We start from the raw sequence: 22214 nt of genomic DNA, 5'->3' as shown, positions 1-22214 counted from the left end.
TCCATCGAGATAATCAATGACGACACAAGCAAACAGTCAGCCTGCGACTACATCTCAGCCTGCGCCGCCGCAGGTCTGGCGCTATCCGTTTCCCGTGCAGGGTGGCAAGGAAATCACAGATCCACAAATTCTCTATCGGGCACTTGGCAGGATGGAGGACGGGTTCTTTCCGCTCGGTGTCAACGGCTTTCCGCATGGGGGCGTGCATTTCGGCGCGGGCTCGGCGCGCGAGCTCGACCAGTCCCAAGGTGTGCGCGTAATCGCCAACGGCGAAATCGTGGCGTTCAAGCTCGATGATGCCTACGAGCATATCAACTTCACGCAGGATCATCGTTGGGGCATGTACTCCACGGGCTTCGTCCTCGTGCGTCACCAGATGACCATGCCGCCCGTACCCGGCAGCACCGCCGCGCAACCGGCTGACGAGACGCTGACGTTCTACAGCATCTACATGCACATGGCCGACTGGCAGACGTATCTGGCTGATGGCAATCTCGTGCGCCCTGGCTGGTGGCCGGGAGTCGATGCGTACCGTATCGGCAACAAGGACCGCCAGACCGGCGAAGGGGGCGCTGTGGGCGCGTTCGTTTGCAAGGCGCCAGGCGGGCAGCGTGTGGCGCTCCTGCCTGAAGGCAGCGAAGTCATCATTGGCGAGAAGCGCGGCCGGTGGGGGCATATCAAGTCCATTACATCGGGCACGATGATCGCCGCGAACAGTGGTGGCTATTTCGGTCGGGAGGATGGCGGTAACGTGCCATGGCTACGCCCGGACGGCGACGAGTACGGTACAGCGCCACTCACGACTGAAGGTGACTGGGGCTGGATTAACTATCACGACCAGCGCGCATTGAAGGAGCCGCAGAACGTCGGTCAGGTTGTAGTTCCGCCGCAGCCGATCCAGGTGACTGCGGGAACGCTGCTGGGACAGCTTGGCGAGTATCACGATTACGAGCGTTCGACGCCAATGCCACCCGTGCCCGCGCGACAACTCCTGCATCTTGAGGTGTTTGCGGGTGAAGAACTGAAACCGTTCATCGAAAGGAGCCGTGCGCGTGCTGCGCAACTGCCAGCCGATGGCAAGACAATTCTGCTAATACAGGCCGGTGCAAAGCTGGTGCCGAAAGAGGTTGATCCCGATCTGACGCTTGGACATCAGCTTGTCGAACTCACCTTGGCACCGAACAGTCCGAAAGTTGGTCCCTGGATTCTGGCGCAACCGTGGACTTCATCGTTTGGCGGTGCGATTCACAACCCCGACGGCAGTCCTGTGTGGATCAGGCGCGACGATCAAAGCAAGTTGGATTCGCCAAACAGCTTAAAGGCCTGGAGCCGCTTCCCGCTGCAACTGGGTTCGGTGGCCGACCCGGCGAACGGTACGGCGCAGGCGATGTCGCACGCGCAACTCGACAGCCTGGACAAGAACCGCGTAGCCGCTGATGACAGAGGCGTGCAGTGGTGGCGCATTGATTTCGGCACGGCAGATAACAAGGCGGCCAGGGGCTGGGTTTGTGGCAAGGACCACCCAGGCACGAATTGGGAAAGCCCGTGGGCATGGCCCGGCTTCGAGTTCGTGGACGCTACCGGAATCAATCTGGCTGATGCATTCAAGCGCAATCTGGTTGTATGCGGCAATGCCGACTGGAAAGAGCAGAGTAAATTCGAGCCGTCCGTGGCAGCGGTCAATGGTAATGCCTTGCTCCAACGTCTGGAGCAGACGGTCGCACGTCAGCCGCTTGAATATAACGAGAAGCCACCACAGAAAGGCAAAAACGGCGAGGAAGTCGTCACGGCGAAAAAATTGCAGCGTGCGATGGGTACGTCCTGGCTTGCCAGCGAGCTTGCGCATGAGATCCTGCGCTACGAAAGCGAATGGGGCGGAGGCATGGCCCGATGGGATGCTATTACGCCCCTCATGCGCAACGCGCGCGAGAACTGGTTGTGTGAACTGACGCGTATCAGGAAGCTTCAGTGGTGGGATGAAGTTAAGGGTAAGGTTGCGGGCTTTCCTGCGAATCCGGTAGTGAATCATATTCATCCAGTAGCGTTGGTCGGGAATTTCTACGTCCTAGGAGGAAAGATAACTGTCACCATGCTTAGGAAGATTTGGTCTAGTGCATTTGTTTCTGATCAGACGTTGATTGATTTGGCAAATCAAATCAATGAAAATATGTCCGCATATAAGCTTGACTCTGAGCAGAGACTTACTCATTTTTTTGCGCAAGTAAGAACTGAAGTTGGGCCGAAATTTCATCTCGTGGAGAGTTTGGATTATGCATGTGAGCCTTTGAAGAATACGTTTTCTTATTTTCGCCATCACCCCGCCGAAGCTGATTTATATTGCCGTAATTCCCAGCATTTTGCGGACCAAGAAAAAATAGCTAACCGAGCTTACAATGACGTTAATGGGGTGACAGATCTCGGAAATGGTTCGGTTGAAAGTGGCGATGGCTGGAAATTTCGCGGACGTGGTTTGAAGCAATTGACCGGGAAATATAATTACGCGCAATTTAATTCTACATATCCGTCAATTTGGCCGGGTGAAAATGTAGATTTTGTGCGGAACCCCGATTTGGTCGGTCAAATGCTGTATGGCGTTCGATCAGCAGTTTTTTTCTGGCTTCGGGGCCGACTAAATACAATCGCTGACCAGACCACCACTGCCAATGCGGACGCGCAGGTTGACAAGATTACTGCTGTTGTTAATCGAAGCACGAGCAGTTACGGGGAGCGGCGCAACCACTATCACGAGATAATGAATCAAAGAGTATTTAGAGGGGTCGGGGAATGAGACTTGCACTTTTTTTCATGGGCTGCCTGTTCGTGGCGAAATCTGTATTTGCTTGCTCTCCTGCTGAGAGCAATACTCTCGCGGCGTTTGAGCAGGAGATTACAGCAGCATTAAAAGAACACGCGAATGCATCCGTCATTGATTTTGGATTTTTGCCTTCTCAGTGCAAATCTTGGTCACAGAAAGTGGGATCGGCAATACTTGCGAAGCCATATTTGTATGAAAGTGCAGAAAATGGTGAGCGCTATTTTGGCATGGTGGTCGCGGTTGTTGATGAGCAAACCGGAAAAATACTGAGTAGCATCAATGATGAAAAGATGATGGTGGTTGATGCCATTGAACCCAGTGATATTAATATTGATACTGCTGATTATGCCATCCGGCCAGGCGGGTTGGCGTTTGGCATAAGAACGACAAGGCGAAATTATTCCGACGCAGCCCCTATTCGTCAGGAATCAATGAATGTGTATATTATTGATCGCGGGAGTCTTGGGAGGGTGGTTGACTCGCTTCTAATGAATTCCTCTCATGGCGAAGGAAACCCTGATTGCGAATTTTCCGGCGTCGAAAATACTGCCATCCTTTCTGTTCTGAAAAATACGACGAAGGGTTATTATGATTTGCGCGAGCGCATCAAAACTAATCATATTAAATATATAAAGAACGGATCGGAATGCAAGAAAACTAGCGCGCCGACGACGGCGACAGACTACATTTTGAAATTCAATGGGGCTACATACGGGATTCCAAAGGCATTGCAAGCAGACGTAGAGTAACTTGACTGACTCTCGCGACGATAGTGGGGGTAGGGTGGTGAGAAAAATATTTTCTATCCTGTCACTTGTAGTTTTTGCGACATGTGCGATGGCGCCAGCACCTGTTTTCTCGGATGAAAGGTCGCCAGAAATCTTATCTGCTGATTCAATTCGTGCGGGCTGTAAAGTCGTTCTCGCGGAAAAAGATCGAATTAGTCCGGATCATCCGTCCAGTGTGTCATCTTACGAGGTTGAGGCAACGTGGAAGTGTCGGGGTGGTGAGCAATCAGTAATTGATGTCTATGAGTTTGAAGGAGGGAGTCCTGAGGTTATGACGGTTTTTTATTGGAAAAATAAAGACATCATATCGTTAGTGAGGTGGCCAGTAAATTCTCAAGCCGCTGATTACTCGGGATATTTATACGCGGTATATGTTTATAAGGGGGCGCACAAGAACGGGCGGCAAATATTCATGAGAGACGATGCAACGATGAAGAGACTCCCTTTCGGATTCGATGGCTACAAGCGGAACGGTTCACCGGTGCGATATCCATATAAGGATGCTGCTTCAATGAGAAGGCGGCTCTCAGAAATTCATTTTGACGAATAAGCCATGAGGTGATCTTGACTTCCGCACACGAATCATTCTGCCATCACCCATTCTTCTCCGAAATCCCGGCCTTCGTCCTGGCCGGACCGGATGGCGGTCAGTTGCAGGTCGCAGCCAGCAGGACAAAGGCAGGCCCTGCGGTCTCCTGCTTTCTCTCGCCTCTGCACGCAATGCTTGAATTGATGTACTGGGCGTGTCGTGGCAGACAGTACGAAATTCACCACGCGAGCCTGATTGATCCCAAGGTATTCATCAACGCGGACCGAACGGCGTTGGTGGCCGAACTGCGGATCGGGTGGCCCGCACATGATGGAAAAATCGTCATGCAGTCAGGCGAAAGCACTGCCACGTGCGCGAAGCTCATGGTTCACTCGGCAGAATTTGGGCCGCCGCCGTTTTTCGAACTGGATGCAGAGACACTTGACCAAGTCGAGCGGATGCATGAGCGCGCCGGAATGTTCGCATGGCGCGAAACCTACCCCGACATGCTGCAATGGGAACAGGCTCGACTCAACTGGGCGGTGAAGCGCGCGGTTGAAACCATGGAAATCGGTAGTGCGGACAAGATGGATTGCACGAAAGCGGCACTGTTTGACCCGGAATTCGGGCAGTGGCATTTCGTGGAGTTTGCAGACCTCTGATAATTTTCAGGAGTATTGATTGAATCAACGTTATGAGATTTGTGACGGTGACACGACGACTGCTGGCGGTCGCGTGATCGCGACGCGTTCAAATGATACGTTCCGGGGGCGCCCGGTTGCTTACGAGTATGACCCTGTGTGGTGTCCGAAGTGCAATGCGACCGGCAAGATTGTTTGTGTCAGGCGTCGAAACGATACCGGCCCCAATGGAAGACAGTCAGCGTTGAGCGGCGACTGGTGCCTGTGCAAGTGCGACCCGCAACCGTTGCTGCTTTCGCGGCAACGCGAATCATCGGCGGCGTAACAGTCACTGGAGAGAAAAATGTCCGAATTCAAGTGCCCGCACTGCCAGAAGGAAATTGAAAGGCGAGGGCGCCTAGAACGATAACAAACGACATGGAGTCTCCGGTGTCCCATGCAAGGCGGTCGATCGCAGCGGCAATGCGCGCTGCACTTCGTCGATGCACTTCCGTCCGGCGATTTTTATTGCATTGGCGGGTTATGTTGCGCCGCAGCGATTGTATCGAAACGCTCAAAATTGCGGCGCAGGCTGCGCAGTCCTGTATTGGCGTGAGCTGGTGTACGGTACGACGATCGGCATGCCCGGGCAGGAAGGAGATGGCGATGAGGGAAATCGAAGCAATGCGGGAAGGGCGGCCGCGCGCTCACAGGCAACGGAGCGCATGGCTATCGACGATTACTGCGGCGTTTGCAGCGGCGGCATTTGCGACAGTCCTGGCGGTGTTCTTCGCGCCGGTTGTCGCGGCGGCCGGGACCGTCGCGCAGCCTGCGGCGATCGGCGCGTCCACGGCTGCCCCGGCAAATAGCGCGAGCGCTGTTACCGTCGATCCCGGCGAAATCCGGAACTGGTACAACGATCCGTTCTTCGCGCTCTCGAGTGCGCCGGATGCGTGCCCGCAGCCGCTCGGCCCGCGCATGACGAAGGCCGAAGCCGACGACGACGCCCACTACCGGGTCGAGCGCGGCACCACTTGCTGGCTCGCGCACAAATGCACGAAGCCGAACTCCTATCTCTACGACGCCGATATCGCCACGGCGGTCCACGAAAAATTCAAGGGCGACGCGTCGCTCGCCGGCACGAGCGTATGGATCACGGTGCAGCGGCGCTTCGTCTATGCCGAAGGCTGCGCCCCGGCGGCCTTCGACCGGGCGACGCTGGAGCACCGCCTCGCGGCGATTCCCGACGTCGACAAAGTGTTCGTGCATCTGCGTACCGATCCGCACGCGCGGCCGCCCTACAAGACATTGCCCCCGGTGCGGTGAAACTTCGGCCGGCTCGGCCGCAACACTGCCGTTCGCACGCCGCTCAGGCGTTGTTCGGCATGGCACAATCGCAACGTCGAAAAACTAGAAGGCCTTCGGGGTACCCCATGATTCGTTCCGGTTCGTTGTTGTTCCGCTTTCACAGGCTGTCATCCACGGCGGGTGTTTGTGCGCTGCTCGCGGCGCTGTCCGCCTGCAGCAGCGGTCCGCCGCTGTTCCTCTCGGATGGCCGCCCCACCGTTCCGGTGCAATGCCCCGCTGCGGGCGACCACGATTCATGCATCCAGCAGGCCCGCGCGCGCTGTGCAGGCACCGGCTACGACACCGTCGATAAATCCACCAGCGGCGACACCTACACCCTCGTATTCGCTTGCCGCACGAAGTAACGGGCACGCGCGTCAGGTGTTGCCGTCCGCGCCGCCGCTCCGGCTGCGCGCGGGCAGCGGCGCTGCGCGGCGGCGCTCGCCGTCTGCCGTTTCGGCGGCGCCAACGATGCGCAGCGCGCGGAAGCGCGCCGCCGCCGATCATGCGCCGCTCGCGCGGCTTTTGAGCCGCGCCTCGCAGATCGCCACGTTCTCCAGAAAGCGCGCCTGATAAGAGGCGCAGCGAACCCAACCCGCTTGCCGCGCACGCGCACGCTGTCGATCGGTGTGCAGATCGAGACGAAGACTTCGCGCTGACGCTCGAATACGCAGAGGTGAACCGAGGCCACCTCGGTCGATTTCCTCAATTGCGCGCAAAAATCCTTCCATCCCGATGAGTGCTCGATCATTGCGTAAATCGCGCGCAACAAACTGTCGTGCTGACGATCGTTCGAATCCACAGCGTTCCCGTTATCAAAATCCGGGACGGCCCGCCCACCGCAAAAAATGCGGAATACATATTTCCTGCACAAATGAGGAATATACAGGGGCGTTTGCCGCCGTTAATCTTCGGCTCGTTCAATGGCTAATAGCTGTCAATGTGGATGAGGCGCTGGTTGCTTTCCGTGCGGTAGGCAACCGATGAACGGCCAGGCCAACCTTATTCTCTGAAGATAAGACGCGTTGAAATCGTTGTGCCGTGAGAAACCGGCGTCTGAAATGTGGGTGTGAAAAAGTAAATAAGGCAGAAAAATGAACGGGGCGGCTGGCGGATAGCCAGGCAGCATTGATGGAATGCAGCGGATTAATCGCTTTTCGTTATTGAGTATGTGTGCGCGGACGCCATCGCAGCGGTGTCTTTCCGAGGATGGAGTATTCCGGAGTAGCAATGAATCATCATCAACTTGAAAAGGACATTGAGCATCTCGAACAGGTCATTGCGCGGCTGTCAGGCAACGATCGCATTCCGCTTTCCTATTGGCGCAACCGCGTCGAATCGGTATCGCGCGCGAATCTGGTCCCTTCGCAGGTACAGCGCGTCAAGCGTCTGTCAGAAGCCCTGAGCGAGCTGGAAATGCGCACAAAAGAACGTTCGTCGCACGAGGCGGTGCGCTAGGGCCTGTCCGTCGAAAAAAACATGAAATTGGGCACTCTTTGACGCCGGAGCGGTCACAATACCAATGTGTGACTGAACTGGAGATCATTGTTTATGGCGAGCTACAAGCAACTGACCGCCCAACTCGAAAAGCTGCACAAGGAAGTTGCGGCAGCACGCGAAAAGGAAGTCGAGCAAGCGATTGCTGATATCAAGGAAAAGATCGCGGAGTACGACATCACGGCCGAGGAACTCGGTTTCTCCACGCCGCGTGCCGCGAGTGCGCGCAAGAAGCCGCTGCCGGCGCGCTATATGAACCCGAAAACGGGCGAGACCTGGAGCGGCCGTGGGCGCGCGCCCGGCTGGCTGACGGGCGTGAAGAACCGCGATCGCTTTCTCATCAAGGAATAAACGGGGTTCGAGCGGGCGGCCGCCTGGCAGCCGCTTCGCAACCGCTTCGCAGCCGCGCGTCAATCGATCATCGACGGCCAGCCAGCCCGATTCCGAGTAATCGCCAGGTGACCGCGAGCCGATTCCCGTAAAATCTCACCTTTGTACGCCGCACGGCCCATCTGCCGTGCGGGCGCCGCGGGGCTATTCCCGGCCGCTCCCGTAAAATCTCACCTCAGGCACGCCGCCGGCCACGCTCCGGCGGGCGTTTCGCCTTCGTGTGCGCGGCGGGCGCGCCGTTAACTTTTAGTCGTGCGCGGTAATGCCGTGTATCATTCGTCCCCGGCGCCTTCTGCCGCGCGCACCGGTTGGCCACACACGCAACTCCCGCCGCGCGGCTGGTTGCCCGATTTCATCAGCGATACCCCTCCATCCATGTCAGTTGCCGAACTCAGACGCCGCCGCACGTTCGCGGTCATTTCTCACCCGGACGCGGGCAAAACCACGCTCACCGAAAAGCTGCTGCTATTCTCGGGCGCGATCCAGATCGCCGGTACCGTGAAGGGCAAGAAGAGCGGCCGCTTCGCGACGTCCGACTGGATGGAGATCGAAAAGCAGCGCGGCATTTCGGTCGCGAGCTCGGTCATGCAGTTCGAGTACGGCGACGCAGTCATCAACCTGCTCGACACGCCGGGCCACGAGGACTTCTCCGAAGACACCTACCGCGTGCTCACGGCGGTGGACGCGGCCGTGATGGTGATCGACGGCGCGAACGGCGTGGAAGCGCAGACGCTCAAGCTGCTCGAAGTCTGCCGCAGCCGCAAGACGCCCATTCTCACGTTCATCAACAAGCTCGACCGCGAAGTGCGCGAGCCGCTCGACCTGCTCGACGAAATCGAGCAGCACCTCGGCGTGGCCGCGGTGCCGTTCACCTGGCCCATCGGCATGGGCAAGGAGTTCCAGGGCGTCTACGACATCCAGCGCGACCAGGTGCGTGTGTTCCGCGCGGGCGAGCAGTCGCTCGGCGGCGCGGTGGAAACGCTGCAGAACATCGGCGACGAAGCCGGCGAAGCGCGCTTCGGCTATCACTGGAAGCGCACCAAGGAAGAGGTCGAGCTGATCACGGGCGCGACGCCCACGTTCGACCGCGAGGCGTTCCTCGCCGGCGAGCAGTCGCCGGTGCTGTTCGGCTCGGCCATCAACAACTTCGGCGTGAAGGAAATTCTCGACGCACTCGTCGATCTCGCGCCGCCGCCCTCGCCGCGCATGGCCGTGCAGCGTCCGGTCTCGCCCGAGGAGCCGAAGTTCACGGGCGTCGTGTTCAAGGTGCAGGCCAACATGGACCTCGCGCACCGCGACCGCGTGGCGTTCATCCGCGTATGTTCGGGCCGCTTCGAGCGCGGCATGCAACTGAAGGTCACGCGCAACAACAAGACCTTCCGCGCGAACAACGTGGTGAGCTTCCTCTCGCAGCGCCGCGAGACGGTGGCCGAGGCCTACCCTGGCGACATCATCGGTATTCCTAACCACGGCACGCTGAGTCTCGGCGACACGCTCACCGAAGGCGAAGACCTGCAATTCACGGGCCTGCCGTTCTTCGCGCCGGAAATCTTCCAGACCATCGAAGTGGTCGACCCGATGCGCGCGAAGCAACTGGGCGAAGCGCTCAAGCAGCTTGGCGAAGAAGGTGCGATTCAGGTGTTCCGCCCGCTGCACGGCGGCGCGACAATCCTGGGCGCCGTGGGCCAGCTGCAGTTCGAAGTGGTCTCGCATCGCCTTTCGGCGGAATACAAGGTGGACGTGCGCATCATGCCGGCGCGCTATCGCCTCTCGCGCTGGGTCACTTGCGACGACGCCAACGAACTGCGCCGCTTCACCGATTCGTATGAGGCCCGCATGGCCTACGATGCGTCGAACGCGCCGACGTATCTGGCCTCGCACGTCTCCGAGATCGAGGTCGCACAAAAGGCGTGGCCGAAGATCGTGTTCAACGAACTGCGCGAGCATTCGGGTGCGCCGTTCCGCAAGAACATGTAAGTCTTGCCGCTGTGGCGTTACAAAAAGGTCTTCAGCATCACAATAAAGCTTTCAGTGTTAAAAGAAAGTCTTCAGTCCTTGGGGGTATATGGGGGCTGAAGACTTTCCTGCGCAAGCGAGACGATAGAATCCATCAAGCGGCAGCGCTTGGAGGATAACTTGCGACCACTTCGAGGGACCAACGGATAATCGATGGCTCAAAAAGGTCCGCAACTGAGGCCCTCAAAGATGTTACGAGTGCTTCGAGCGCTGCCATTATGAACCGGCTCGCCCCGTTTCTCACGCGTTTACGTGCATTCGATAGGACGTGCGTGCTATCGTCGACAATGGCCGTAACTATGCTGTCGGCCGTAATATGAACTGCGCGTTACGAATGTTCGCAAACGTTCGTGAAAACCGCAGGACCCCGTTTAAGGTCGTGTGCTACACGGCGCATGACATCAAAATGCCACCCCGCGACCCACACCTACCTCGACGAGCATGAACTCGCCGAGGTCTTGGACCTGTCAGTCTCTACTATTCGTCTGCGCGTAAGACATCGGCCGTGGTTGCTTCCGCCGCGTGTTCGATTTTGCGATGGGGAGCTCTTGCGCTGGCGTCAAGACGTTCTCGAAGCATGGTTGCTTGAGCGGAACCTAAGCGTCGTTACGGAGCGGAAAAATTGACATTGTGAAGGGCCAGGCAGTTCACACGTCGCGATGTTCGCCGCCTATGCAATCTGCTGATTAGCATCACTCAGCTGGCTGCCTGTGACTCTTCTTCGCAGCAGTTTCAGCGCGCCGTAGCAGTGTCGATGCAGAGATGTCGAGAGCGTCGGCGAGTGCAAATAGGGAGTCGAGCGCAATCTTGCTCTGTCCTCGTTCGACCAACGATATGAAGTTGCGGTGCAGGTTCGCCTTCTCGGCGAGCTCCTCCTGCGAAATGCCCTTCGCGAGCCTCTCCTCTCGGACGACTCGGCCAAAGGCGGCGATACGGCTCATCTGTCCCCCAGTGCTGAACGAATGGGGGAGAGTGTCCTAGCAGTGGGGTCAACAATCCACACAATATATTGTGAATGTGCGTCGGCGCGTTTACAATGACCAATATATTGTGCAAAAACGATGTCACTGGATGCTCCTTGGGCAGCATGAGGCAGCTATGAAGTCTCCTTTTCAATTCGGTTGACGGAGCCATCGTGGTCTATGTTTTTTTCTGTATGAACGGTGAGCTCGGACCGTTGCGCGACTATCCGTCGCCAACTACGCGAGAAGGCTGGGTTCCGATTGCACGCCACCTTGCAGTCGATATCTCGCACCTTGCAAAGACACTTGCCGACTACCCCGGCGCTGTTGTCGTCATCGGCAATGGTTGGCCTCTCTACTACGACCTGAAGTGTATCCGCGAGGTCTGCGGTGAATTGGGGACTCGCATCGTCAACGCTGTGAACACGTTTGGTGGGGCACGGGAAGAGGCCGTACTTGATTTCATGGAGAACCGCACCGAATCGTTCGTCATCTTGGCGTCTTCCGAGTTCGAGTTCTCCGACCTTACTGCATCACGGCGCGTGAATATCAATCCCGAAGTTGGGTTCGACGAGGCGGCGCGGAGAGCCTTAGCGAAACAGCTTCACGAATTCGGCGAACTTGCGACGTGCCCTTTGTCAGACGACGAAGCATTGCGAGCGACAGTCGGCGCCTATGCGTTGCGCCGCGCCAGACGATTCATCTCGCCGATGCGGGCGCGTGATGATATGCAGTTCCAACTGAGACTTCGTTCGCTTGCTGGCCAAAATTGAAGAAGTGCGGAGACGGATTGCTGAACAATTGAACGTACTACGTTGAGCATTGCTATGGGCCACATGACGGTTGACGCATTCGCAAGTATGAATTCACTCGGTCCTTCCATTACGCCCGGAGAGGCCGACGAGGAGTCGAGCGTCTTGGTGACTATTCTTGCGCTGGGTCAGCGCGCGATAGAGGCTGGCGACTATCGTGACATCGGTGATTTCCTTGCTCAGATGGATGAGGAAAACTACCGTGAGAGCGGCAAAGTCTTCACGGATAAGGAATCCGAATCGCCCGGGAGGGCGAGACCTTGAGAGTCTCTGAGCTTATCGAACAACTGGTGACTGCCGACCCAGACAGTGTTGTTCTCTTTCTCGACTCGTATGCCGATATCGATGAATCAGATGAAATTCAGGAAGTCCTCGTCGATTCGCATTTGTGGACCTACGAGACGGGAGAGCACCACGGTATCGGCTATGAAGTGCGATATCCGGGTGGCCCGAGGGCAACCGATGGCGTGGACCACAAGGTGACAATGCAGTTGGTCGAGCGTGTTGTCGTGCTATCAGATGGCCCAACGAATCTGAGATACGTGACACCGTTCCAGCCGAACGAGCGCGAGCAGATGCTAATTGAACGTGCGCTTGCAAGTCATAGACGGGCGCAGAAGGTCGGTCGATATGCTCCATCGCGACTGGTCCGGAAATGGGGTAGCGAAAATTCGATTCCGACGAGCATAGATACGTTTGCTCAGCGGAAGAAACGCAGATTCTTGGGCGTTTCGAGATTGAGCAACCGTGGCCTGATGACAGTGCCCCTTGCAGTTAGAAGTGTGCTTGGGCCGAATGCTGGAACACGGTTGTACTGGTATCTATCAGGCGAAGGTTTCGCTTCCTTAAAAGCCGAACTGAGCCGATTGCGGAAAAGGGGGGGGGGAGTCGTGACAATGCCGGATGAAAGAACGAGAGCTCTCATCTATGCGCGAAGCTTACTTCTGCAGTTATCTCGCGTGCCGCCGGAGCTGGATGCGTGTGGTTTGCGAGAGTTGGCAGCTCACGTCCTGCGACACTACCCAGACGACGGAATGATTCGATTGATTGCTGCGGAATCGATATGGCTCGAGTGGCCTCGACGCGCAGAGAGAGATATTAAATGATGGCGCGGAAGGTTCTATTCCTTGATATCGACGGTGTTCTGCATCGTGGCATCGCTCGTAGGTCTGGCAACCGTGTTGTGAGTAGCGCTCCCGGGGTCATAGAGTTATTTGAGTACGCGCTAGTGCTAGACGAATTACTGAAGCCCTATCCGGATGTCGAAATTGTATTGTCCTCAGACTGGGCTATCGTGTTGGGCATTCAATATACTGTTGACGCAATACCGTCACCCACGTTGCGAAACCGTGTTGTGGGCGCGACGTACGAAGGCTGCACGTTTAACGAGATGCTTTGGCCGCTGCTTTCGCGCGGCGAACAGGTGCTGGACTATGTTGCTCGCCATTCCCCAGCGAACTGGCTTGCTATCGACGACCGAGTCGACGGGTTCGAGTCCTGCCGTCACCGACTCGTAAGTTGTCAAACCGAGGTCGGCCTAGGCGACCCTGCAGTCATCGAACTGTTTCGCCAGCGTTTGCGAGAGTCCTTCTGAGAGGCCCCAATACATGACACCAGCGAGTATGCCGGACGCGCTCGAAGAGCTCTCGCTTGATGCCGCCGCGCGACTACTGGGTGTCCCGCGCATAGTCGTCAGGAAGCTCCTCAAGGACAACGTGCTCCCAAGTCGCATCGACACGATTGGCCGTCGACAGATACGACGGATACCGACGGCGGCCGTACAGGCGCATCGAGAGAAAATGCGTGCAATACACAATGCGGCGCTGCGGCGACTGATGGACATCGGCGCGTGCGGGCCAATACGACGCTGAGAATGAGGACCTCCTGACGCACCACGTGTAACGGAATTCAAGTTCTCCCGCCGCTATAGGAATCAGCGGGAAATCTAGTTGTCTCGGAACTTGCAGGATTTTTGGTGTAAGAAAGGCCGCGCGCGCGGGTGAAAAAGCGCGGTGCCGCCCGGCGAGCCGGGTCCCACCTGGAGTGGGAGTTCTGTAGTTACGGATAGAGAGCCTGCACTACGGCGACCAGCGTTTGTTGGTCGCCGGTCTCATTCGAATCCTTGTGCACAGCAACACTAACGCGCTCGGCCTGACAGGAGTCACTATGCCTATTTATCTGCATCCTCCCCCCGAGGAAAGCGCGAGTACAGTGCGCTTGAAACACTGGTCAATACGGGAGTTCGAAAACGGTACGCGTGTCCTCGTGGGGTTTAGTCAGGAAACTCGGGATGGACGGGTTAGTACTGCGATAGTTGAGCTGGACGCTGTCGCGCGGAGGGTCCGCACTGCGAGTGGCCGCATCTACCATCTGGTCGGCCCGAGTGGCTGGAGCAGTGATAGCGAGTACACGTTCCATCGCGTTGCAGAGATTATCGGTAAGGGCGGCTCGTGGTGCGACATCACTGCAGAGCTGATTCCTGATTGTCGCGTAAGCCGGGAGGACGAACCCGAGGAGCTGTCGCTTGAGGCAGCGGCACGGATACTTTTCGTCTCACGTTCCTATTTAAAGCGACTCATCGACGAGGGTAGACTTCCAGTTCGCATAAACCAGGATGGATATCCACGGATACCCCTAGAGGCTGCGATGGCGTACCGAGAGCAAATGCGCGCCAGGCAGCGGGAGGGGATGGCGCAAATGATGGACGCAGCGCAGCGCGCCGGACTTTACGACGCCGAGGCCGAGGACCTTCCTGTTCGTCGGAAAAGTGACGACAACAGGGGAGAGGGAGAATAGAGAGCGAACTGTACCCTATCCAAGAACGGACGATGCGCGTAGCCACAAGCCGCAGATATGTCGAGGGCGACAGGGGACATGCTATCTGCGCGAACTGCCGCGCGATAGTTCCTGTGATATTTAGCTATCGCGATGTGCCATTCAGCGATGGCAGTGGAATTGCCCGAAATCTATTGGTGGGCGTGTGCGACTGGTGTCACGCCGTTGTCGCCATCCCGGCGCAGTCCAAACCAAATTCGAATGAAACTAGTTAAGGCGAAACGCCGTCAACAGGCAGAGGTGCGAACCCGGAATAGACTGAGGACGGCTTCGCAATCGTAGGCGCCTCGGGATAATTTCCGAGATTCGCTCAGCAGCTTGGCTCTTCGGACGAAGCGGGCTATCAGCCGCTAACAAGGGACGCTACGTCCCACAACCGGGTTCCAACATAACTCTGGGTGGAGAACGAATTTCTCACACGCCTCCGGGTGCGAGTGTTCGCGCGGGGCATTGTCTCGTTTCGGGTGCCCAGCATTGCTCCCTGGAAGGGCGGTGTGAACTTTTATGTAGATAGAGTGCCATAGTGGGGTTAAGCGAAGCCATAATACGCGGCGTTTAGCGCAGCGTATTTCGTCTGGTCTATGCTTCGTCCGTCGTCTCCTACCTTAGCGGTCGGAAGAAAATCCTTTGCCTCGACAATTGCTTTCAATTGATTTTCCAGTTGTGCCGTAAAGTTTGCCATGGTGAGAACACATCCGTCTTCGCAATCGAAGACGATGAGCAAAGGCTCATCAACCTCAATGTGTGCGTCGAGAACAGTCTCTGCGTCAATTCCAATCAAGCCATCATTCATCATCAGGCATGGATAGTACCTGCCAAACCACGACACAACGCCCGCGCAAACGTCATGTGAACCGTTCATTACATCGCTCGTGCTCATGTCGCTCAGGCTAACGACAATGCAATCCTGACCGTCACAGTGTGGAGTAGATTCAAGCATCGTCCACGCCGGAACGACAAACATATCGACTTGCTCTTCTGTCCTAGACGTATGGTCCGCTAGGTCACCCAGTGTGAACTCGTTTGGGTCTTCGGTGTTTAGCAGTTTTACTTCATACGTCAGCGGTGTTCGATTGCTCATGTTTCATGAACCTCGGATTGAATAAGTTTTGGAGCGTGGGCTTGCTTGCAGGCAGGGCGGAATCTGACGGCAGCAACGACGCGACTCGGAGGAGCGATGCGATACTGTGCTCGTGAATGGGGCGCCGTCAGGGGATAGGCCTAGTTGCAGTAATTAGAGGGAGACAAGTAGGCTCTTTCTGGCCACGAATTTATTCGCCTTGGAGTCGTATTCGGCCTGATATCCTTGATGCGCCAAAGCCGTAGCGACACCTTCGGTGTGAATCACGCAATGGCTCGACTTTGAGCCGGCAGCAAAATGAGCAGCAATAACCTCGTTAACCGCTCCTGTGCTGAAAACCTCAATTGCCTGGTTCGTAAAAATAGCCGACGATTGAACAGGCTTCACGGGGCGAAGTAGCGTGGTTTTGTCGATTCTTCGCGTCAAGGGGATAACAAAGAGGTGCGTCTTTTCGCAGCTCAACGCTACCGACACCGACCCGTTGGTGTTCCAGCTGCCAATCGCGCTCCAGACGGCAGGTTCCGCTGGGTCGGCCAGCCATGACAAGACTGCGTCACCAAGTTGAATTACGAGTAGCAGCATCGGCGTACGAGGGCCGTCTATAACCAATGCGGAAAACCTTGAACGGTGCGCGTTAGCGCAGCTCAGTGGGTCGAATTCGACGGGCTGTTCAAGAACAAACCCTCGAAATCGTGGGTTGGCGGGACCGTATTCAGCTGCAGGCAGAAGGAGTCCCAGCGGGATGTGTGAAGACGGATTCAGTTGAATGATATTGGTCACTTTTAGATAATCTCTTTTGCAGTTTGAGGGCGTGAAGTGAGATTATCTGTGTGACGCGTATAAATCAAGGTTTAAAATTGAAGATGTTCTAGTTTAATGTGGGAATTAACTATTTATACTTATTCAAATGAAAATTCTCATATTTAAATGAGAATTTTTTTTCGATTTGGTTTCGATTTCTCATGTCACGTCGCGCCGCGATGGCACGGTACTAGAAACGGCCGCATTGACCGTCTTGGCACGAACGACCATGCGCAACATCTGGTGAACCATTGCGACCGGGGAAGCTCCCAGTTCGGCCAGTCCACGGGGCGTCATGGGTTTGTTGCCCATGGCGCTGTGATAACCCACCGACAGCGAACACAGTTGATGGTAGCGTTAGTCCAAGCCCTTCCAGCACACTCAAGAGGCGTGGGCGCGCTTTACCATTGAAGCAGGCCTGTAACGCCGCTCGCCGCTAACAAACCCGTCCAGCAGCCGCGCTCGGAGGGTTTTGTTTTGCGGCTTGAGTGATGTAGCGGCGCAACGGATGCAACGAATATGCAACGGAGAAGCGATGACGCCCCGCGCCCGTTCGTTGCCGATAGCCACCTGCAATCGTTCGCTGGCGGACGAAAAAAAAGCCCGCGCTGGGCGGGCGAGGTCGCTGTTACTCAACGACAAGGGTACCGCCGAGCGAGGTGCCGCGCCCATTCAGATACGCGAGGTCCATCGCCGTTTCCTTGCCGGATTCGACCGCTTGCGACGCCTGAATCAAGGTCTGCAGCGGGACCTCGTGAGTTCCTTCAGGCAAGTTGTCGTCATGGGGCACATCGAGGAAGGGACTGTCGGCATTGTCCTTGAAGCGCAGTGCGCCAATGCGGCTGGAATCCAGCACCCCCAGCAAATAGTCCAGGTCTGACAGCTGTGCGGAACCGGCGTCTCGGCCGACGTCTTTTTCAGCCTTGCGCCGTTTGGCATGGGCGCGGTTAATGACACGGCGTCCCCAGCCATCAGGCTCAGTTTCGGCAATGGCACCCGCAAAAGTAGAAGTCTCCTTGCTTCCCGTGCGGTATTGAAAGTCGGTGCTCAGGGGCAGGTCCGGAGACAGTGCGAAGCAATCTGGATTACTGAGCCAGGCGGGGGAGTACCGGAACGCCGAGACCTCTTTTTGCCCCTGTCTGGAAAATTGCAGTTCGCCCACTTCCAGTCCCGAGTCGCCCAGATAGACGAGCAGCGTCCGCGTTGTGCTGGTTTTTGCTTTTTTTGTTGTTGCCATTACAGGGCTCCACTGTCCGGGTTGGTTTTGCGTACCCGGATGCGTTTGGCCACCGCCTTGTTCATGAGCGCCAGGCCGAGCGCATCATTGGTGGTGTTCAGGGCCTTGTTGAGCTCGGGGAGGAGGTTCAGGATGTTCAGGACCCGAACCACAGCGCCCCACGACACTCCGGGGTCGCCGTGTTCCAGCCGGTAGAGCGTCTTTTTTGAGATGCCCGCCCGCTCCGCCATGGATGACGTAGAAAGCCCCCGGCGTCGGCGGGCCAGTGCAAGGTCATCTCCGGCAGCAACCAGCGCACGCTCGACCGGTAAGGGCATCGGATTTTCGGTGAAGCAGCCGGAAGGTTTGGGTGTCGCCGCTGCTTTTGGTTTATCGGTCATATCTGAACCCTTAACCGGTTAATGCGTCATATTTGACCACTATGCGACATCCCTCAGATGGACGCCAGTGCGCTGTTGAAAACGGTCAGATATAGTTCAATATTTCACTTAAGAGGTCATATCTGACTCTTTATCTTGGAATCGGGCGCGAGAAGGGGCCGGAGGCTCCCTGTTGAAAAACGCCCACCCAACCGTGAGCGCGACATCATGTTCCTGTCGATGGTGGCCGACCCTGCCACGCGCTTTCAGGGAACGCCTATGACCAGCGTTTCAACGTCGCGGCGAGTCGTGCGCGTGACCGCATGCATCTGGTCTGGTCGGTAACAGCCGAGCAGGGTGAAGAGCGGCGTCTATCGTCTGGTCATGGTCGTGGAAGGGGCCAACGACGCTCGACTTGCCGTCGAGTGCGATTGCGACGCCTTCCATGGTCCCGAGCATCTGCGCCAGAATCCGAAGAAGCAGATTGAGCGAACAAATGGATGCCGAAATCTGAGCGGAGCTTCTGACCTTCGGTCGTAGGCTGGTTCTTTTCGTTTGGTCGCAGAGGCTTGTTGCTACGAACTGAGGACCTTATCTCGCCCTCTCAATATTGGTTAAGTTCGGGACGCGCGCAGAACGACTGGTTGGCCCGCGCGCTTGATACCTCAGCTTCGTCTATTTTCCCGCTTTCTGGGAATTAGATTTCTCTTTCGGCTCTGTCTTGCGGCGGGCAGAGAATATACACTCGCCCTAAATCCTCTACATGCAGTGACCAACCGAGCCCACACTATCGTCAAGCGCCCTGACGGCGTCTGTCATACCCATGACGAACTGAGAGTTTGGTCGTGAGTATCTGAAAAGATTGGGCTGGTTCGTCATCAAGTTGCCCAACTGGGTTAGCCAAATTATCTGCTTGATGTCTTAAGTGGAAGCACCGCCGAAGTGCGCACAGGTGGTTGAAGCACCTCCGCTGCACCATGTGGCGGGTCGTCGGAGACGTCGTTGATGCCCAGCGGCCAAGTAATGTAATAAGGAATCCATATTAACTTACGTTCGATTGATACACGTAGACATCAGGGCGTCTGGGCGATTCGCGAACAAATAAAAATGTAACTAGTCAATCTATAGGAGACGAGATGAAAAAGGCCTTGTTTGGGGTCGTGGCGGCTACCGCAGCGGTATCTGCAAGTGCTCAAAGCAGCGTGACGTTGTATGGAATTGTCGACAATGGTATTGTGTATGAAACGGGGCTGCCAAAGGGAAATACTTTCGGTGCTCAGAGCGGCGGTTGGGCGCAATCGCGCTTCGGCTTGAAGGGTGCCGAGGATATTGGCGGCGGTACGAGGGCTATCTTTCAGCTCGAATCCCGGCTGAACACGCAAAACGGCACCTTCGCAAATGGTAGTTTCTTCGAAGGTCAGGCGACAGTTGGCATGCAGAATGACACTTGGGGCCAGCTGAAGTTCGGGAACATGGGCTCGGCCGAGATTAGCCAATATTCGGGCGACGTTGACCCTCAGCAGACCAAGAAATATTCAATCGGTACGCTGGTACGCGGACGGATTTTTTCTCAGGCGGCTAACGGCGTCGAGTACCTGTCGCCGAAGATTGCCGGCTTCATCTTTCAGGGTCAATATGACCTGACTAACTCGCCCAAATGGAATTCGGGCAACCCTGGGAGTGCGCCGGGGCAACTGGGGACTTCAACCGGTCTGGGCAGCGCACAAGGCCGCTCCGACGGCGTCAAGTTGTCTTATCAGCGTGGCGGGCTGTTCTGGCAAGCGACGTACGACGAAGTCCGTGACCCCAACGGTCAGTTCAGCAACGTGTACCTCACCTCACGCTCGATTCTCACTGGCGCGACCTACGCGTTTGGGCCAGTCGTCGCGTATGTCGGGTATCAGCATCTCAGCGCGCCGGACGCATCGAACGAAGGCTATTTCGGCAGCGCCCGACCGACGGCACTCCCGGCTGGAACGTCGTTGCCCACCGCGGTTAATCACGAATGGATTGGAGCAATCTGGAACAGCACGCCAGCGCTGGCAATTTCGGGAGCGGTGTACCACGCGAACGCCAACCATGGAAACGGCAACGCTACGCTGTTCACGTTGGGAGCGAACTACTCGCTGTCGAAACGCACCTTGCTCTATACGGAGCTCGGCTACGTGCGAAACAGCTCGACGTCGAACCTTGGCCTCAATAGCGGCCTCTATGGTGCAAACACCAACTTTGACCCAGTGAGCAGCGCGGCGTCTATGACCAATCCGAATTATGGGAAGAGTCAGTTCGGCGTGATTGCCGGCCTCGCAACTCAGTTCTAAGAGCAGGCGGGAAGGGGCCGAGCCATCGTGCGTTCGGCCCTGGCGCATATCCAGAGCGGGCAGGATGACAGTAAAGATGCGAAGTCACCTATGTTGGAATTGCGCTGCGATATCCCACGGCTTTGAAGACGGCATGGCATCTCAACGTGCCCAAGCTTGGAATGACGGCGGCGTTTGACTGAAGCCTGCGCGATTGGGGCATGCGGCATTCTAGTTCGTATAGGGGGCTTCGGGAACGTTAGCCATAGTAAAAAGGCTAATGTCGGTATGGCCCGCATTCCCCTTAGGCAAATCGCTGGATGCGTCGTCCGACAACACGCTCTGCAGCGCGTATAGAACCTGTGCGTCTGGATTCTGGTCGATGACCAAGTTAATATGGTCGTGCCTCAACAGCTCCGCATTCGTCTGGTGCATCTCATGCGCCACCCAGACCAATTTTCCCAGCAAGTTCCGCCGCCTGAGCGCCTCACGAATACCAAGGTTTCCGCAACCAGTATTGTAGATGGCGTCGAGCGGGCCGCGATTCAGTGACGCCTCGACGAGACGGAAACACACGTCTGCGTCATCTTTGGTATCTTGCGGGGCTATCTCAAGCTCAAGGAATGGGTGAGCTTGCTTGAGTTCGCGTACAAAACCGATAACACGCTGCTCGTGGTCTGGCGCGCCATATGGTCCGCGCAAAAGAAGCACGCGTCCTTTCCCTCGCGTAAGTTTGCCAATCATGTGCGCTGCCGTGCGGCCCGCCACACAGTTATCGACCCCAACGTACAGTGAATTTGGCAGTTCAGTGACCATCGAAACGACTCGTTCACCACGTCCCAGTGCCTCGTTGATGGCATCCAACGTTCTTTCGTTGCTATCGCCTACAACAATCAGTCCAGAGCGCCGGTAGGGGGGAGAACTGATGGCCTTCGCGTAGGAGACATCGTCATCGCGCTTGAGTGTCAGCCGATGGACGACGATGTGACGGTCCAGCATTTGAATCGAGCGTCGGAGGGCATAGTCCAGCCTTTGAAACATGGGCGTGCTGTTAATCGGCATTATCACGTCGATATGCCGCAAGCCGTGCCACATTTCCGGCAAGACACGTCGAACGCCAAGGCGCATAGCTGCAACAATCACCTTGTCTCTAGCTTGGTAAGAGACGCGCCCGCGTTCGTTGAGCACGCGGTCAACAGTCGACTCACTAACGCCGGCTTCTGCCGCTATCTCGGCGAACCGCGGCGCTTTTTTTCGTCGTTGCCGGCTGGTGCTGCTGTCAGTCTCGCGTTCCCGATGGGACGCTGCACTTGTATTAAAGAACTGAGTAGTCGAATTAGCCATGCCAGTCAATCTCGTCTGATTCACTGTGAAGTATGAGCCAAGCAAGACGCGAGTGGGCTATAAAAAATTTCTCCGACCCCATAATGTCGTCTCATAACAGACTGCACTTTTCCCGGAACGGGTCCGGCGGCTCTTCGCAGCTTTCGGACAAGGCGAGTGCTGGATACGAACGCCCATAGATTACACACATCATTCGACTAGATTTCGATTCAAATACACACTGCCGTCGATGCATGTGTCGGGCTAGCACATGAGAATGCCAAGTTTTTCCCGGTGTTCGGGAGAATAATAGAAAAAACGGCAGGATTCTGGCGATTTTTCTCTGCTGCAGGCTAATTTCGCCCTGGTTGGTCGGACGGGTATGACGATTTCTCGTCACGCTTCGCGTTGTTTCGCCATGCGGCACCTCGTAACCTGATGATGTTCTTCGGGTAGGTGTGCACCGGAGTCTCTGTAGCCCGTGGGCCTGTCGCAGCCAAGT

Annotated in this window: 22 protein-coding genes; 15 read left to right on the top strand and 7 right to left on the bottom strand. The window is 56.4% G+C overall.

Annotation, left to right across the window (positions count from 1 at the left end):
- Positions 1-16: 16 nt before the first annotated feature.
- From L5014_RS30030 to L5014_RS30005, 6 genes are all read left to right on the top strand, one after another.
- Positions 17-2788 carry a glycoside hydrolase family 19 protein gene (locus tag L5014_RS30030; protein ID WP_238467428.1) on the top strand — a complete coding sequence of 924 codons (2772 nt, stop codon included), beginning with the start codon at positions 17-19 and terminating at the stop codon, positions 2786-2788.
- Positions 2785-3564, top strand: a complete 780-nt coding sequence (locus tag L5014_RS30025) for a PA3715 family protein (protein ID WP_238467427.1) — start codon at positions 2785-2787, stop codon at positions 3562-3564. Before L5014_RS30030 ends, L5014_RS30025 begins: the two co-directional genes overlap by 4 nt.
- Before the next feature lie 603 nt (positions 3565-4167).
- On the top strand, positions 4168-4794 hold the full coding sequence (locus tag L5014_RS30020; RefSeq protein ID WP_238467426.1) for a hypothetical protein: 627 nt from the start codon (positions 4168-4170) through the stop codon (positions 4792-4794).
- 19 nt (positions 4795-4813) lie between these two features.
- Positions 4814-5098 carry a PAAR domain-containing protein gene (locus L5014_RS30015; protein ID WP_274389572.1) on the top strand — a complete coding sequence of 95 codons (285 nt, stop codon included), beginning with the start codon at positions 4814-4816 and terminating at the stop codon, positions 5096-5098.
- Between the two features lie 320 nt (positions 5099-5418).
- Positions 5419-6078, top strand: coding sequence for a BON domain-containing protein (locus L5014_RS30010; protein ID WP_238467425.1), 660 nt, complete (start codon positions 5419-5421; stop codon positions 6076-6078).
- A 107-nt stretch (positions 6079-6185) separates the two neighbouring features.
- Positions 6186-6464, top strand: coding sequence for a hypothetical protein (locus L5014_RS30005; RefSeq protein ID WP_238467424.1), 279 nt, complete (start codon positions 6186-6188; stop codon positions 6462-6464).
- Here the strand turns inward: L5014_RS30005 and L5014_RS30000 are convergent.
- Complete coding sequence (locus L5014_RS30000; protein ID WP_238467423.1) at positions 6431-6901, bottom strand: hypothetical protein; 471 nt, start codon at positions 6899-6901, stop codon at positions 6431-6433. The genes L5014_RS30005 and L5014_RS30000 overlap by 34 nt on opposite strands.
- 428 nt (positions 6902-7329) lie before the next feature.
- Here L5014_RS30000 and L5014_RS29995 point away from each other — a divergent pair, with 428 nt between their 5' ends.
- From L5014_RS29995 to L5014_RS29985, 3 genes are all read left to right on the top strand, one after another.
- Positions 7330-7557 (top strand): hypothetical protein, encoded by a 228-nt coding sequence (locus L5014_RS29995; protein ID WP_238467422.1) that lies wholly within the window; start codon positions 7330-7332, stop codon positions 7555-7557.
- 93 nt (positions 7558-7650) lie between these two features.
- Complete coding sequence (locus L5014_RS29990) at positions 7651-7947, top strand: H-NS histone family protein (RefSeq protein WP_238467421.1); 297 nt, start codon at positions 7651-7653, stop codon at positions 7945-7947.
- A gap of 414 nt (positions 7948-8361) precedes the next feature.
- Positions 8362-9963: a peptide chain release factor 3 gene (locus tag L5014_RS29985; RefSeq protein ID WP_238467420.1), complete on the top strand. Its 1602-nt coding sequence runs from the start codon at positions 8362-8364 to the stop codon at positions 9961-9963.
- Between the two features lie 731 nt (positions 9964-10694).
- Here L5014_RS29985 and L5014_RS29980 read toward each other — a convergent pair.
- On the bottom strand, positions 10695-10943 hold the full coding sequence (locus L5014_RS29980) for a helix-turn-helix domain-containing protein (protein ID WP_238467419.1): 249 nt from the start codon (positions 10941-10943) through the stop codon (positions 10695-10697).
- A 194-nt stretch (positions 10944-11137) separates the two neighbouring features.
- On the opposite strand from L5014_RS29980, the gene L5014_RS29975 reads away from it, so the two are divergent.
- From L5014_RS29975 to L5014_RS39210, 5 genes are read left to right on the top strand one after another with little or no spacing between them, the layout of a single operon-like run.
- Positions 11138-11737, top strand: coding sequence for an HAD domain-containing protein (locus L5014_RS29975; protein ID WP_238467418.1), 600 nt, complete (start codon positions 11138-11140; stop codon positions 11735-11737).
- A gap of 54 nt (positions 11738-11791) precedes the next feature.
- On the top strand, positions 11792-12040 hold the full coding sequence (locus L5014_RS29970; RefSeq protein WP_238467417.1) for a hypothetical protein: 249 nt from the start codon (positions 11792-11794) through the stop codon (positions 12038-12040).
- Positions 12037-12882, top strand: coding sequence for a BPSL0761 family protein (locus L5014_RS29965; protein ID WP_238467416.1), 846 nt, complete (start codon positions 12037-12039; stop codon positions 12880-12882). Before L5014_RS29970 ends, L5014_RS29965 begins: the two co-directional genes overlap by 4 nt.
- Positions 12879-13370 (top strand): HAD domain-containing protein, encoded by a 492-nt coding sequence (locus L5014_RS29960; RefSeq protein ID WP_338019353.1) that lies wholly within the window; start codon positions 12879-12881, stop codon positions 13368-13370. Before L5014_RS29965 ends, L5014_RS29960 begins: the two co-directional genes overlap by 4 nt.
- A 13-nt stretch (positions 13371-13383) precedes the next feature.
- On the top strand, positions 13384-13647 hold the full coding sequence (locus tag L5014_RS39210; protein ID WP_476638960.1) for a helix-turn-helix domain-containing protein: 264 nt from the start codon (positions 13384-13386) through the stop codon (positions 13645-13647).
- A gap of 1493 nt (positions 13648-15140) precedes the next feature.
- Here L5014_RS39210 and L5014_RS29955 read toward each other — a convergent pair.
- From L5014_RS29955 to L5014_RS29940, 4 genes are all read right to left on the bottom strand, one after another.
- Positions 15141-15692 (bottom strand): hypothetical protein, encoded by a 552-nt coding sequence (locus tag L5014_RS29955; protein WP_238467415.1) that lies wholly within the window; start codon positions 15690-15692, stop codon positions 15141-15143.
- Between the two features lie 153 nt (positions 15693-15845).
- Positions 15846-16472: a hypothetical protein gene (locus L5014_RS29950; protein WP_238467414.1), complete on the bottom strand. Its 627-nt coding sequence runs from the start codon at positions 16470-16472 to the stop codon at positions 15846-15848.
- A 649-nt stretch (positions 16473-17121) separates the two neighbouring features.
- Positions 17122-17730: a HipA N-terminal domain-containing protein gene (locus L5014_RS29945; RefSeq protein WP_238467413.1), complete on the bottom strand. Its 609-nt coding sequence runs from the start codon at positions 17728-17730 to the stop codon at positions 17122-17124.
- On the bottom strand, positions 17730-18110 hold the full coding sequence (locus L5014_RS29940; protein ID WP_238467412.1) for a helix-turn-helix domain-containing protein: 381 nt from the start codon (positions 18108-18110) through the stop codon (positions 17730-17732). The genes L5014_RS29945 and L5014_RS29940 overlap by 1 nt, the downstream gene beginning before the upstream one ends.
- 1115 nt (positions 18111-19225) lie before the next feature.
- Here L5014_RS29940 and L5014_RS29935 point away from each other — a divergent pair.
- Positions 19226-20410: a porin gene (locus tag L5014_RS29935; protein ID WP_238467411.1), complete on the top strand. Its 1185-nt coding sequence runs from the start codon at positions 19226-19228 to the stop codon at positions 20408-20410.
- 210 nt (positions 20411-20620) lie between these two features.
- On the opposite strand, the gene L5014_RS29930 is transcribed toward L5014_RS29935, so the two are convergent.
- Positions 20621-21733, bottom strand: coding sequence for a LacI family DNA-binding transcriptional regulator (locus tag L5014_RS29930; protein ID WP_238467410.1), 1113 nt, complete (start codon positions 21731-21733; stop codon positions 20621-20623).
- Positions 21734-22214 lie beyond the last annotated feature (481 nt).

The organism is Paraburkholderia tagetis (assembly GCF_022213065.1).
GTDB lineage: Bacteria > Pseudomonadota > Gammaproteobacteria > Burkholderiales > Burkholderiaceae > Paraburkholderia > Paraburkholderia tagetis.
The sequence above is the reverse complement of the archived record's forward strand: the minus strand, read 5'-3'. Positions and strand labels throughout refer to the sequence as shown.